At 60.5% G+C, this 13,418-nt stretch carries 11 protein-coding genes; 6 read left to right on the forward strand and 5 right to left on the reverse strand.

The features are described 5' to 3' along the window. Nucleotides 1-7: 7 nt before the first annotated feature. Nucleotides 8-1,405 carry an energy transducer TonB gene (locus LF252_RS17565; RefSeq protein ID WP_226270893.1) on the reverse strand — a complete coding sequence of 466 codons (1,398 nt, stop codon included), beginning with the start codon at nt 1,403-1,405 and terminating at the stop codon, nt 8-10. Nucleotides 1,406-1,562: 157 nt separating this feature from the next. Between LF252_RS17565 and LF252_RS17570 the strand changes: the two genes are divergently transcribed. Then, the gene (locus tag LF252_RS17570; protein WP_226270894.1) at nt 1,563-2,483 is read left to right on the forward strand and encodes a pirin family protein; all 921 of its coding nucleotides are present in this window, start codon (nt 1,563-1,565) and stop codon (nt 2,481-2,483) included. A 119-nt stretch (nt 2,484-2,602) separates the two neighbouring features. Then, entirely contained in the window at nt 2,603-2,845 is a 243-nt protein-coding gene (locus tag LF252_RS17575) for a hypothetical protein (protein ID WP_226270895.1), read from the forward strand. A 146-nt stretch (nt 2,846-2,991) separates the two neighbouring features. Here the strand turns inward: LF252_RS17575 and LF252_RS17580 are convergent, their stop codons facing one another. Next, nucleotides 2,992-5,202 (reverse strand): S9 family peptidase, encoded by a 2,211-nt coding sequence (locus LF252_RS17580; protein WP_226270896.1) that lies wholly within the window; start codon nt 5,200-5,202, stop codon nt 2,992-2,994. 152 nt (nt 5,203-5,354) lie between these two features. Here LF252_RS17580 and LF252_RS17585 point away from each other — a divergent pair, with 152 nt between their 5' ends. Beyond that, complete coding sequence (locus tag LF252_RS17585; RefSeq protein WP_226270897.1) at nt 5,355-6,293, forward strand: hypothetical protein; 939 nt, start codon at nt 5,355-5,357, stop codon at nt 6,291-6,293. Between the two features lie 79 nt (nt 6,294-6,372). Here the strand turns inward: LF252_RS17585 and LF252_RS17590 are convergent, their stop codons facing one another. Next, nucleotides 6,373-7,890: an OmpP1/FadL family transporter gene (locus LF252_RS17590; RefSeq protein ID WP_226270898.1), complete on the reverse strand. Its 1,518-nt coding sequence runs from the start codon at nt 7,888-7,890 to the stop codon at nt 6,373-6,375. 92 nt (nt 7,891-7,982) lie between these two features. Continuing rightward, entirely contained in the window at nt 7,983-9,380 is a 1,398-nt protein-coding gene (locus LF252_RS17595; RefSeq protein ID WP_226270899.1) for a YgdI/YgdR family lipoprotein, read from the reverse strand. 187 nt (nt 9,381-9,567) lie between these two features. On the opposite strand from LF252_RS17595, the gene proS reads away from it, so the two are divergent. After that, nucleotides 9,568-11,043: a proline--tRNA ligase gene (proS, locus tag LF252_RS17600; protein WP_226270900.1), complete on the forward strand. Its 1,476-nt coding sequence runs from the start codon at nt 9,568-9,570 to the stop codon at nt 11,041-11,043. Between the two features lie 13 nt (nt 11,044-11,056). Here proS and LF252_RS17605 read toward each other — a convergent pair whose 3' ends face one another. Further along, nucleotides 11,057-11,602, reverse strand: coding sequence for an META domain-containing protein (locus tag LF252_RS17605; RefSeq protein ID WP_226270901.1), 546 nt, complete (start codon nt 11,600-11,602; stop codon nt 11,057-11,059). A 164-nt stretch (nt 11,603-11,766) separates the two neighbouring features. Between LF252_RS17605 and LF252_RS17610 the strand changes: the two genes are divergently transcribed. Together LF252_RS17610 and floA are read left to right on the forward strand one after the other, a co-directional pair. Beyond that, nucleotides 11,767-12,234, forward strand: coding sequence for an NfeD family protein (locus LF252_RS17610; RefSeq protein ID WP_226270902.1), 468 nt, complete (start codon nt 11,767-11,769; stop codon nt 12,232-12,234). A gap of 54 nt (nt 12,235-12,288) precedes the next feature. Beyond that, nucleotides 12,289-13,290, forward strand: a complete 1,002-nt coding sequence (gene floA, locus LF252_RS17615; RefSeq protein ID WP_226270903.1) for a flotillin-like protein FloA — start codon at nt 12,289-12,291, stop codon at nt 13,288-13,290. Nucleotides 13,291-13,418: the final 128 nt, after the last annotated feature.

Below are 13,418 nucleotides of genomic sequence, written 5' to 3' on the forward strand. Positions count from 1 at the left end.
CGAAGCGTTAGTTGAACTTTTCGAGCGTGGTTTCCAAGTCGGCCAGGGTGGTTTCCCGGAAACGTAGCGTGTCTGCGGCGGTGGTTGTCAGGCGGGCCATGAAGGGGGTGCCATTCTCGTAGCGCAGGCCTACCACGGTAGCGCCAGCGGGAGCCACCGGAAACTGGTAACCACCAACCTCCAACTGCGCCGACAACACTATCCGGTGCCCGGGCACCAGCAGCCTCACCATGCATGGCCCCTCCGCCGCCTGGGTAGGCACGAACAGACTGGCGGCTGCACTTTGCCAACTCCGCCCGGCAGCCAGCCAGCCTAGCCGGCTGGCCTGCAACGCGCCGGGGCTGTCGGCCAAGTCATTCAGCACGGGTTCCTCCATTGGCGTGGCATCGGCCACGGCGGCCGTTTCGGGGGCGGTGGCCAAGCCGGGCTGGAAATGGAATCGGATGGGCAGCGTCAGTTTCACCTTCACGAAGCGCCCATCCTGCTGGCCCGGCACCCAGTGGCCCGATGTCTGGCGCAGCACCCGTAGCACTTCTTCGTCGCAGCCATTGCCCAGGCCCCGCAAAATATGGGGCTGCGTTACGCGGCCGGCCTCATCTACCACAAAGGAGGCAAACACCAGTCCTTCGGTGTGGTTTTCCTGCGCGGCCCGCGGGTACCGTATAAGTCGGTTGATATCGGCCGGGCCCTGGCCGTAGCGGGGCATTTGCTGGGCGGTGGTTAGTACCTGCGCATCGGGCAAGGGCTGGGCTTCGGCTTGCTGCCAGCGGACAGGATCAGGCCCGTTGGCCTGTCCATATAACAGCGGCAGTGCGGAAGGTGCGCCCGCTAACTCCAACTGTAGTGCCCGGCCCGCCGCCAGGGCCAGCTGCTGGCCGCCGGCAGTGGCCCGCACCAGCACGGCACCGTCCAACTCCAGCGGAGCGCCCGTCAGGCTTTCGGTAAGCAGGTTGGAGAGCAGCAAATCAGATGCGGAGTAGCATTCTTTCAATTCCACCCACACGGCAGTGGTTACCAGCCGCTGGCGCTTGTCTACCAGCGCCCCGGCCGGAATCCGGACGATGGTGCCTTCCCGGCCGCGCACTTCGGCCGCTTTAGTGGGGTCAATCTGGAAATACTCGCTGGCTTTCAGCGTCAGGTCCTGCAGCCGGGCCTCGGCGGGCGGCGGCGCATCAGGCAGACTGGGCCGGCTGCTGCGGTACACAATCAGCGGAGCCCGGCGGTTGGTGGCGTGCGTAAGCCGATGCCAGGTGCGGTTGGGAGCGGCTCCCACGGGTTGCGCCAGCGAATCGTAAGGCAGCGAGTCGGCCAGGGCCGGGGCCGCAGTAGCCGGGGCCGCCCGTTGGGCCGGGCGCTCCGGCTGGCAGCCCAGCAGCAGGCCGGTAGCCAGGGCAACAGTCAGCAAACGAGTTGGAGTACACATCGGCATAGGACGCCTCTACGCGGAAAACACCGGATTTATTGGCCCAAAATCGGTTTTTTATGGTAAATACCTGACACAAAACGGATTTACTTTTCCGACCGGCTCATTCAACAGCCTTTTTCGCTTTCAATTTCACGCTATGCTCGACCAGATAATTGATGCCCGACCGGCTGCTCTCAGCCCCGGTTTTGAGGTGAAGCGCATCCTACCCTACCGCCTGCGCCGCATGCTGGGGCCGTTTATTTTTATGGACCACGCCGGCCCGGTGCAGGTAGCCCCCGAGATGTTGCCCACCTTGGACGTGCTGCCTCACCCGCACATCGGGTTAAGCACCGTGAGCTACTTGTTTGGCGGCCAGGTCACGCACCGGGACAGCCTGGGCGTGGAGCAGATTATCCGGCCAGGCGAGGTAAACTGGATGACGGCCGGCAGTGGCATTGCCCATTCGGAGCGGTTTGAGGACCCCGCCACCCTGGCCGGCGGGCAGCTGGAAATGATTCAGACCTGGGTGGCCCTGCCCGAAGCCGACGAAGAAGCCGCCCCCGCCTTCACCAATTACCAGCCTCACGAGCTGCCGGTTTTCACGGATAATGGCGTGTGGATGCGGCTGATTGCCGGCGACGCATTTGGCCTGAAAAACGACGTCAAAACCCACTCGCCGCTGTTTTACCTGCACGTGACGCTGCAGCCGGGCGCCCGGTTTGGGCTGCCCCGCGGCTACCCCGAGCGGGGCGCCTACGTGGCCAAGGGGCTGCTGGAAGTGAACGGCCGCACCTACGGGCCCGGCCAGCTGCTGGTGTTCACGCCCGGCCTCGACCCGGTACTGGTAGCGCGGGAGGCCACCACGCTAATGCTGCTGGGCGGCGAGCCGCTGGGGGAGAGGTACATCTGGTGGAACTTCGTGTCGTCGCGGAAGGAGCGCATTGAGCAAGCCAAGGCCGACTGGCAGGCCGGCCGCATTTTGCTGCCACCCAACGACAACCACGAGTTTGTGCCGCTGCCTCAGGATAAAACCCGCCCTGCCGGTACCGGTTCCCCACCCCCGCAGGCGTTGTCGTAGGAGCTTGGCCAGCCCGTCATTTCACACCGAAAACCAACCCTAATTATATTAGATATTTAAACTAAAATATTTAGCTTTACACTCTATTCTCGCTCTCTCCTTTCCGCAAATTTTGAGCTATGAAAAACACGCTGGAGTACACGGTTTGCTGCCGCCTCACGTTGGCGCATCTGGAGTGTGGGCAGGTGGTAGGCACCTCGCAACGCAAGCAGCAGGTCCGGACCACCACTGCCGAGCTAAGCGAGTTGTTTGCCGACCTCTACGAGCAATTCCGCAGCCCGCAGCTGCTCGGCTTGCAAATCACCTCCATCAGCCCGCAGCCCGCACCTGAGCTGGCTGGCCACTCGGAACTACTGCAATAGTTCGCCGGGAACAAAAAAGCCCCTCACGTGGGGGGCTTTTTTGTGATAGTATGGATACTTATCCTCCCGAGCGAAGCGAGGAATTTAGGTTAACCATCCGAAGAGTAACCCAGATTCCTCGCTTCGCTCGGAATGACAAGCAGCAGTTACAGGTTCTCCAGCACGAAATCCGTCATCTGGCGGTAGAGGTGCAGGCGGGTGTTGCCGCCGTAGATGCCGTGGTTGCGGTTGGGGTAGTACAGGGTCTGGAAGTCCTTGTTGTTCTTCACCATTGCATCCACGAAGGCAATGGAGTTCTGGAAGTGCACGTTGTCGTCGCCGGTACCGTGTACCAGCAGGAGCTTGCCCTTGAGCTTGTCGGCGTGCTGCACGGGCGAGTTGTCGTCGTAGCCCTGGGGGTTTTCCTGCGGTGTTTTCAGGAACCGCTCGGTGTACACGGTATCGTAGTAGCGCCAGTTGGTGACGGGGGCCACGGCAATGCCCATCTTGAACAGGTCGGCGTTTTTGGTGAGGGCCAGGGTGGTCATGTAGCCGCCGAAGCTCCAGCCCCAGATGCCGATGCGGCCCTTATCCACGTAGGGCAGCGTAGCCAAGTACTTGGCGCCCTCGCCCTGGTCGATGGTTTCGAGCTTGCCCAGGTTGGCGTAGGTCACTTTCTTGAAGGCCGCACCCCGGGCCCCGGTGCCGCGCCCGTCCACAATCACCACGATGTAGCCGTTTTCCGTGAGCATCTGGTGCCAGAGGTAGTTGGTGCCGCCCCAGGAGTCGGCGTTGGTTTGGGAGCCGGGGCCGCCGTACACGTGCATGAGCACGGGGTATTTTTTGGTGGCGTCGAAATTAGTGGGCTTCAGCATCTGGCCGTTCAGCTCCACGCCTTCACTAGTTTTGAAAGTAAAGAACTCGGGCGTGGCCAGGTTGTATTGGTTCAGCTTCTCGCGCAGCTTGGCGTTGTCTTCCAGCACTTTCACCAGCTTGCCATCCTGCCCGCTGCGCAGGCTCACTACGGCCGGCACCCCGGCCTCGGAGTGGTAGTTGAGGTAGTAGCGGGTATCGGGGCTGAGATTTACCACGTCAGTACCGCGGCCGGCTTCGCTGAGGCGGGTTTTGCCCTTGCCCTTCAGGTCGATACGGTACAAGTGGCGCTGCAACGGCGAGCCTTCTGTGCTGGTGAAGTACACCAGGCCCTTCTTCTCGTCGAAGCCGTTGATTTCGGTGATTTCCCAGTTGCCCTTCGTCACCTGACGCACCTGCTTGCCCTTCATATCATACAGGTAGAGGTGGCGGTAGCCATCCTTCTCGCTGCTGAACAGAAATTCCTTGCCGCCGGCCAGATAGCGCAAATCGTCGGTGATGTCCACGTAGGCCTTGTCGGTGTCGGTGAGTACCACGCTGCTCTGGCCGGTTTTGGCGTTGGCGTGCAGAATTTCCAGCTTGTTCTGCAAACGGTTCAGGCGCTGGATGCTTAGTAAATCGGGCGTCTGCGTCCAGAGGATGCGCGGGATGTACTGGTCGGTTTCGGTGCCCACGTTCATCTTGGCCGATTTACCGGCGGCCACGTCATAGGCCGAAATGCTGACGATGGAATTCTTCTCGCCGGCCTTGGGGTACTTATAGCGGTAGTCTTTGGGGTAGAGCGGGCCCCACTCCTGCATGTTATACTCGGGCACCTGACTTTCATCGAAGGTGTAGTAGGCCACGTAGCGCGAGTCGGGCGACCATTGGAAGCCCTGGGCGAAGGAAAATTCCTCCTCGTACACCCAGTCGGTACCGCCGTTGATGATTTTGTTCAAAGCGCCGTCCGTGGTTACGGCGGTTTCCTGCATGGTAGCCAGGTCGGTTACGTACAGGTTGTTGTCGCGCACGAAGGCCACGCGCTTGCCGTCGGGCGAGAAGGTGGCGTACAGCTGCTTGCCGCCGGCGCTCAGGGGCGTGAGCTGCTTGCTGGCCCGGTCGTACACGAAAAAGTACGACTTGCTGCTGCGCCGGTAAATCGGCTCGGTATCAGTGCTGAACAGAATCTTAGTTTCATCGGCGTTGAAGCTGTAACCATCCACCTGCAGCGGCTGCGTCTGGCCGGCTAGCTTCAGATCCTGGGCCGCTACCAGGGTTTGCACGGGCTGGCCGGTGGTTACGTCGTTCTGCACCAAATCACCCTTGCTCAGGGAGGAGTAGAAGCGGCCGTCCTTCATCCAGTTGAAGCCCGGCACCGAGCGGGCTGAGAAGGTGCCTTTCTGCCAGATGTCTTCGAGGGTGATATTCTGCTTTTGCTGGGCAAAAGCAACCGGCGCAAAACCGGGCAATACAACGGGGCTGGCGGTGGTCAGGAACAGGGCCAGGCCCAAAGAACGTAAGCGCATGCGAAGGGAAATGAAATGTCGGCGGGAATCCGGCGTTAAGGTAGCCAAAGCAGCCCGTAAGGTTGCACCCCGGCCGGTACGCGGCCGGTCGGGCAGCCCGGACGCAAGCAAAGCCGTGGCCCGTCTGAATCCATCCGTATCTTTACCCTGCTATGCGTTTTCGTCCCGTCTCTCTATTGCTTTTCCCGATTTGCCTGACGGCCTGCGAGCCGGCCCTGGAGCCGGGGCCGCGCGTCAATTTCGTGGGCAGCACCCGTTTCAACCCGGCCTCCCGCCGCATCACGGTGGCCGGCGACACAATAGCGGTGAAGGTATTTGCCGAAGCCGAAAGCGACGACGCCCCGCTCACGCGCCTGCTCATTAAGGCCAGGTACCAGCCCACTCAGCTATTGGTTGGATACCCATTGAATTACAAGGAAGGGGCTGATTCTATCTCTTCCTCGCTGGTGTACCTGGATACGCTGATTACCAACGCCCGCGAGTTTGCTTTCCAGAGCGTGCAGCCGGCCCGCACCACCGCCGGCAAGGAAATCTGGACCTACGACTTCACTGATGCTAAAGACAACCACGGCATCCGGAGCTTCTACCTGCGCCTGGGCCGCACCGATTCGGCTACAGCGTTCCACAGCTATACCCTCCCGCTGCAGGCTCCCGGGGCATTTGGTCGCCGCAGCTTCCTGGCCCTGCGCGAGGGTCTCACACTGCCCAGCTTTTCCCTGCGTAAGCTACCCGATAACCAGAAGCTGGTGGATTTGGTGTATGTACCCGGCTCCGCTACCGTAGCGCCCAGCCTGGCTACTACCGCCGATGCGGCCCTGAAGCTTCCCTGGACCGGCCGGCGCACCGAAATCCGTTCCACCCCGCTCACCGCGGGGGCCCTGGCCAGTTACTCCACCACTGAGGCCCTAACCAGCGTGTACAACCAGTATCAGGGCAATTCGTTTTCGACAGCTACTCGCACCGGCCCGCTCGCTAAAGGGCAAGTAATTGCGTTCAAAACGCCCGACAACCGCTACGGGCTGCTGGCCGTGGACAACATCATTACGACCGGCATACCAACTCTGGTAGTGCAGGTACGCGTGAGCAAATAGTTCTGTAAATTTCATCATAAATAAAGCCGGCCCCACAGACTGCGGGGCCGGCTTTATTATAATGGGGTCAGTGAAATTTCTAGAACAGAAAGCCGGCCGTGAGCGTAGTAGTGAAACGCTTGTTATCCACTTGCACCACGGGCGTATCAGCGCGGTTGCGGAGCGTGTAGGGCGAATATTGGCGAGAATTGGTGCTGTACACGCCGGCTGCATCCAGAAAAAAGTTCTTCTGCCGCAACCCTACGCCGCCGGTATAAAACGTACGGCTCTGGTCGGTAGCTGAATTCCGGTACGGGTTGCCGTAGTGGGCAAAACCGGCCCGCACCCGGAAGATGTCGGCCCGCAGTTCCCCGCCCACGCGCAGGTTCACGGCTTTAGTATACAGGTTGCGGATGTCGTCATTATCGTAGCTAAAGTCGGCGTTGCCCTGCACCCCGTTGTTGTTGTAGTTGCTGAGGCGGGCGCTGGCGTAATTCACGTACTCCACGTCGCCACTCACGAAGCCATACTTTCCTATCACGGCCGCTACCCCACCCGTTGCCCGGAATGGCGAGGTTACCGCGTAGTCAAACACGTTCGGGTCAAGGGAGGAGCTGGCAGAAGTGTACCGCTGACTACCAACAATCACCTGTTTGTCAAACTTTGCCTCCAGGGAGGAATTGAATGTTTCAGTAAATTGCTGATAAGTAGGAGTTTGCACCGAAGCCCCAATACGCAGTGCATCTATTGGCTTGTAGATTATCCCCACCCGGGCGTTGATGCCCGCTCCTTTCGTTTCCAGGAAGTCCCGCTGCCGCAATGAGGCGAATGAGGTTCCCGCATCATTGCTGACCGGCGTGGGGTCAGAGGCCGTGAGGATGTTTTCCGAAGTGTAGCGCGAGGTTACGATGCCGATACCGCCGCCGATGTAGAGCTTATCCAAGTAACTGGCACCGTACGCAAAATCGAATTGGGTTTGACTGCCCGTGGTGCGCACGGTTTCTGCTTGGTTGACGTTGCCCGTGTTGTTAACCGCTTTGGAAAGTCCGCGCTTTATAAGCCGCCCCTTTGTATCGTTATTTACGTCCAGGCTATCCGTGAGGTACGTGTTATAAGCCAGGTCGTCGAGGGCCGCCCTTTGGTCTTCACTAAACCGCTGAAAGATGTCCTGCTCGAATGTTGGCTGTCCCTGATACCGGAAGCTCGTGTTGTAGTCGGCGGTGCGCGTAAGCCCGATGGAGAAAGCCCCAGACCGCCACGGGTTGGAATCATCATCGGGGCGACGGTTGGCAAACACCAGCCCGATGCTGCCCAGATGCAGATTGTTACGGGAGTCGGCCGTGGTATTTCCAAAAGCCCGGCTGTTGGCATTAAGCGAGCTAAAGCCGGGTGACAAGGAGAATTCGGAGCGTTGGAACATGCCCAAGCCGGCGGGGTTCACCGTCACGGCCCCAAAGTCGCCGCCCACGGCGGCCGTAGCTCCCCCGATACCCAGCGTGCGGGCAGTACCGGAAGGCTGCGTCTGCGAAAAGCGAAGTGCGTCGGTATTGTATTGGGCAAAGGCGTGGCTGGCCGAGCCTAACAGGGCAACGGCAAGGCCATATTTCAGCATTTTCATAGGAAAGGTAGAGGAAGGGAAGCCCAGCAACACACCGGGCTTCCAAGAATATTTACAACATAACAGGGTTGCTGACTGAAGCCCCTGTCGGCTTACTGCACCCGGCCCCGACGACCACCACCGCCACCGCCGGAGTTACCGCCGCCGAAGCTGCCGCCGCTGCTGCTCCGCGACGGTTCCGAATACGAACGAGAAGGCTCGTAGGAACGGCTAGGCTGGGAGTACGACCGGGACGGCTCGGAATAGGAGCGGCTGGGCTGACTAGGCTGACTGGGCTGCGACGAAGGATCGTACAGCCGCTGCCGCCGGGGCTGGTCATCTACGCGGGGCTGATCTGGCTGCGGCTGCGAAACGCTGCCTCCGTTGCTCCAGTCGGCCCGGCGCCGACGGCCGTACTCCGTTGGCATGGGCTGGCCGGTAGTGCCATTGGAGTTGGGCGTGTCTCCGTTGCCATTGGTAGTGTTATCAAGCACCCGCCACCGCCGGTTATTCGGCACCCGCTCGGCACCACCAACTGGTATCTGCTCCGCCTGGGTCACGTTGCCTTCCCGTACCCGGCCGCCACCGGAAGGCGCGGGTATTGCCACGGCGGGCGTATTGTCGTTCAGTTCCTGCACCCGCCGACGGCCGCCACCCGGCTGGCTCACAATTCCGCTCGGTGCGGGCGTAGGGCTGGTAAAACCGTCCTGCACGCGGCCCCGGCCCCGGCCGGATACTACGCCATCGGGCGAGGTCGTCAGGCGCTGACCATCCGTGGCCCGGTCACGGCGGGGGCCATACGTTACGCGCCGGCCCGGCCGGTCGTAATAGCCACCCCAGCCATTGCCTCCGTAGTAACCACCACCGCCATAATACCCGCCGCCATACAGGCCCGAGTAGTACCCGTTCAGGTAACCGTAGTTGTAGCCGCCCCAGGGGCCGCCCCAGCCGTAGTAATCATACGGGCTGTAGCCGTAGCCATATCCGTAGCCGCCCCAGGGTCGGCCCCAGCCCCAAGGCCGGCCAAAACCAATGCTGATGTTCACACCACCATAACCCCAGGGGCTGTAGAAGGGGTCGTAGAAGCTGCTGTACCCGTAGCCCCACGGCGAGTAACCGATGACGGAGCCGCCGTACCAGTAAGGGTCAGTGTAGGCAAAATCATAGTAACCCATGCCAATGCCGCGGTACGGGCTGTGGAAGCGCCGCAGGCGGGAGGCGTAGTAATAGTCATCGTCGTAGTACTCTCCCGAGGAGTTGGCGGCCGCACTGTTGGTAGTGCCAGCATAATCGGGGTTGGCCACGTCGCCGGGGGCGGCGGTAGTTTCCTCGGAAGCAACCGGCGTGGCCGATGGCCCGGAGGAAGCTACCTGCGCCGGAACCGTTACCCGGTCCTTCGACGAGTAGTACATCCCGTCGTCCTCAGTGGTACTTAAATAGGAGGTGCTTGCACAGCCCCCCAGCGTAAGCAGGGCCAGGGCGGGCAATATGGGGGCTAATATCTTTTTCATGGCTGCTTACGCGTAAAGTTGGATCAGAAAAATGGAGGTTGAGTGAAGGCCGGCAACACGCAGTCCGTCAGGGCCCAATCCTCCGGATTTAATAACGTAATTTGGGGCCGAAACGGTGCCCTTTTCCTACGTCAAATCTTGTACCAGAAACAGGAACTTTTTCACTACTTCTACAATACCTCAAGATATGAGCAAAAGTTTGCCCAAGCGCACCGAAGATTATTCGTTGTGGTACAACGAGTTGGTAAAACGGGCCGGCCTGGCCGAAAACTCCTCGGTGCGGGGCTGCATGGTGATTAAGCCCTACGGCTACGCCATCTGGGAGAAAATGCAGCGCACCCTCGACGACATGTTCAAGCGCACGGGCCACCAGAATGCCTATTTCCCGCTGTTCGTGCCTAAAAGCCTGTTCGAAGCCGAGGAAAAAAACGCCGAAGGTTTCGCCAAGGAGTGCGCCGTAGTAACCCACTACCGCCTGCAGAATGACCCCGACAAGCCGGGCAAGTTGCGCGTGGACCCCAACGCCAAGCTGGAGGAAGAGCTGATTGTGCGCCCCACTTCGGAGGCCGTTATCTGGAACACCTACAAAGGCTGGATTCAGAGCTACCGTGACCTGCCGCTGCTCATCAACCAGTGGGCCAACGTGGTGCGCTGGGAAATGCGCACCCGCCTGTTTCTGCGCACGGCCGAGTTCCTGTGGCAGGAAGGCCACACGGCCCACGCCACCGCCGAGGAAGCCGTAGCCGAAACCCGCCAGATGCTGGAGGTGTACGCCCAGTTTGCCGAGGAGTGGCTGGCCCTGCCCGTAGTAAAAGGCGTAAAAACCGAGAACGAGCGGTTTGCCGGTGCCGTGGAAACCTACTGTATCGAGGGCCTGATGCAGGATGGCAAAGCCCTGCAGGCCGGTACTTCGCACTTCCTGGGTCAGAACTTCGCTAAGGCATTCGATGTGCAGTTCACCAACAAGCAAGGTCAGCTGGAGCACGTGTGGGGTACCAGTTGGGGCGTGAGCACCCGCCTAATGGGCGCCCTGGTAATGGCCCACTCCGACGACGAAGGCTTGGTGCTGCCGCCCAAGCTGGCGCCCATCCAGGTGGTCATTGTGCCCATCTACAAAACCGGCCAGCTCGATGAGCTCATGGAGCGCATCCGCCCCATGCAGATGGGCCTGATTGAGCGCGGCATTTCGGTGAAGATTGACGACCGGGACACTGAGCGCCCCGGTTTCAAGTTTGCCGAGTGGGAGCTGAAAGGCGTGCCCGTGCGCATTGCCGTGGGCATGCGCGACCTGGAAAACGGCACCCTGGAAGTAGCCCGCCGCGACACCAAGGAGAAGATGACCCTGCCCCTCGCCGACATCGTGAACAGCGTTGACCAGCTGCTGCAGGACATTCAGCGGAACATCTACCAGCGCGCCCTCAACTTCCGCGAAACCCACACCACCCGTGTGGAGAGCTACGAGGAGTTCAAGGATGTGCTGGAAAATAAGGGCGGCTTCGTGGTAGCCCACTACGATGGCACTTCCGAAACGGAGGAGCGCATCAAGGAGGAAACTAAGGCCACCATCCGCTGCCTGGCCCTGGCCGAGCCCGAGGAAGAAGGCATCTGCATCGTAACGGGCCGCCCCAGCAAGCGTCGCGCCCATTTTGCCAAGGCGTACTAATCTGCGCTAGCCTCTAGTACACATTTTGCTCCCCTGGTCCTGCGGTTCGCCGTGCGGGCCAGGGGAGTTTTCTATTCCTCCGCCACAGCCGCAAGCCGGGCCAGAGGCGTACCCGTGGTATCGGCCGCGTACAGGCTGAGCGTACCACCTTGAAATGGTAGCGCTGTGCTTGGTTGAGGGCCTGCAGAAACGCGCCTTCTGCCGCCAGATTAGCGCAGGCACTACGTGTGGTTACCAGCGGGCCCAGCCGCAGCCGGTTGTCGGCCGCCATGGTGTAAGGCCCCGAGAATTTATTACAGCCCGCCTGGCCTTCGGCTCGGGTACGGTTGTCGCGCAGCACCAGAAACGGTGTTTCCTGGGTAGCGGGGGCCGGTTGGCCGGCGAGTTCCCGTAATTCCCACCGCACATTGCGCAGCGGCAGAACGGCGGGCATCCGGCTGGCCGCGGCACTCGGGGCCTGACCAGCGGGCCGCTCGTTCAAATCGTAATTACAGGCGGTGGTGGCAAGCAACCCTAAGAAGGTCGCCACGCGGGTGTAAGTGGGTAGTGACAACGGCATGGCAGCGGAAGTAACGGAGTGGTGTACGTATCCGGCTTACGCAAAGCGCTGACTTTGGGACGTTCCGGCTCAGTCGTATGGTTCCTCGCGCCCTGTTGCTTTGCCAACCAATGCAATCTTATTAGCTTCTGTGTATCTTTTCCCGCAACCAACCTCATTTTGCTATGGACTGGCTTACCATTGCGCTGCTGCTGTTTTTTGGGCTGGTCTTTCTGGCGGCCGAAGTCATTTTTATTCCCGGCACTACGGTAGTGGGGCTGGTAGGCTTTGGGCTGCTGGCGGCCGGTATCTGGCTGGGTTACCGGGACCTGGGCTCAGCCACCGGGCACGTCATGCTGGTGGGCTCCATTGTAACGGTGGGGGTGCTGGTGTACTGGGGGCTCAGGCCCAAAAACCTGAACCGAGTGGCCCTTACCCAAGTCAATCATACCCGCGTGCACGATGTGCGCCATCCTGATGTGCAGCCGGGTACAGTGGGCCGCACCCTCTCGGCCCTGCGCCCGGCGGGTACCGTGCTGTTCCACGACGACCGGCGCGAGGCCACTACCCGGGGCGAGTTTGTGCCGGCCGGCTCCGAGGTGCGGGTGCTGGGCATTGAGCAAAACCGCATTGTGGTGGAGCGCGTGGCCTAGAGCTCCTGATTATTCTTTTCTGCTTCTATAGAAAACAAACAACCCATACACTGCATGAATTTTCCTCTCTTCCCACTGGCCGTTGGCGGTATTGCGCTGCTGGTGCTGCTGTACTTCTTCCCCATCAGCCTCTGGATTACCGCCATTTTCTCCGGAGTGCGCGTGAGCCTGTTCCAGTTGGCTTTTATGCGGGTTCGGAAGGTACCGCCAGCCCTCATCGTCAACTCCCTCATTACCTCCACCAAAGCCGGTCTGGAGCTGACGGCCAACGACCTGGAAACGCACTACCTGGCCGGTGGCAATGTACCCAGCGTAATCAAGGCTCTGATTTCGGCCGATAAGGCCAACATTCCGCTCAGCTTCAAGCAGGCCACAGCCATTGACCTGGCCGGGCGCGACGTATTTGAGGCCGTAACCACCTCGGTGAATCCCAAAGTCATTAACACGCCCAACGTAGCGGCCGTGGCCCAGGATGGCATTCAGCTGATTGCCAAGGCCCGCGTAACGGTGCGCGCCAACATCACCCAGCTGGTGGGCGGGGCCGGCGAGGAGACCATTCTGGCCCGCGTGGGCGAGGGTATCGTAACCAGCATCGGCTCGTCCCGCTCCCACAAGGAGGTACTCGAAAACCCCGATAAGATTTCCAAGCTGGTGCTCAGCAAGGGCCTCGATGCCGGTACCGCCTTCGAAATCCTATCCATTGACATTGCCGACGTGGATATCGGGGAGAACATCGGGGCCAAGCTCCAGACCGACCAGGCTTCCGCCGACCTGCGCGTGGCCGAAGCCCGGGCCGAGGAACGCCGGGCTATGGCTGTGGCCATGGAGCAGGAAAACCGCGCCAAAACCCAGGAAGCAAAAGCATTGGTAGTGCAGGCCGAAGCTGAAATTCCGAAAGCCATTGCCGAAGCCTTCCGCTCCGGTAACCTGGGCGTGATGGACTATTACAAAATGCGCAACGTACAGGCCGACACCGACATGCGCGACTCCATTGCTAATCCCGGCGGCCAGGGTGGCAGCGTGAAGCCCGGCCGCGAGGAAGGCCGGATGTCGTAAGAATGTACTGAAATACCTGAACGTCATTGCGAGGCGGAGCCGAAGCAATCCGTCCTTTTCAAGACTCTAATCCTTGATCTATTCAAAAGCCCCCGGCGTAAGTACATACGTCGGGGGCTTTCTGCATC

Origin of the sequence: Hymenobacter pini (genome assembly GCF_020421205.1) — a bacterium.
GTDB classification, from domain to species: domain Bacteria; phylum Bacteroidota; class Bacteroidia; order Cytophagales; family Hymenobacteraceae; genus Hymenobacter; species Hymenobacter pini.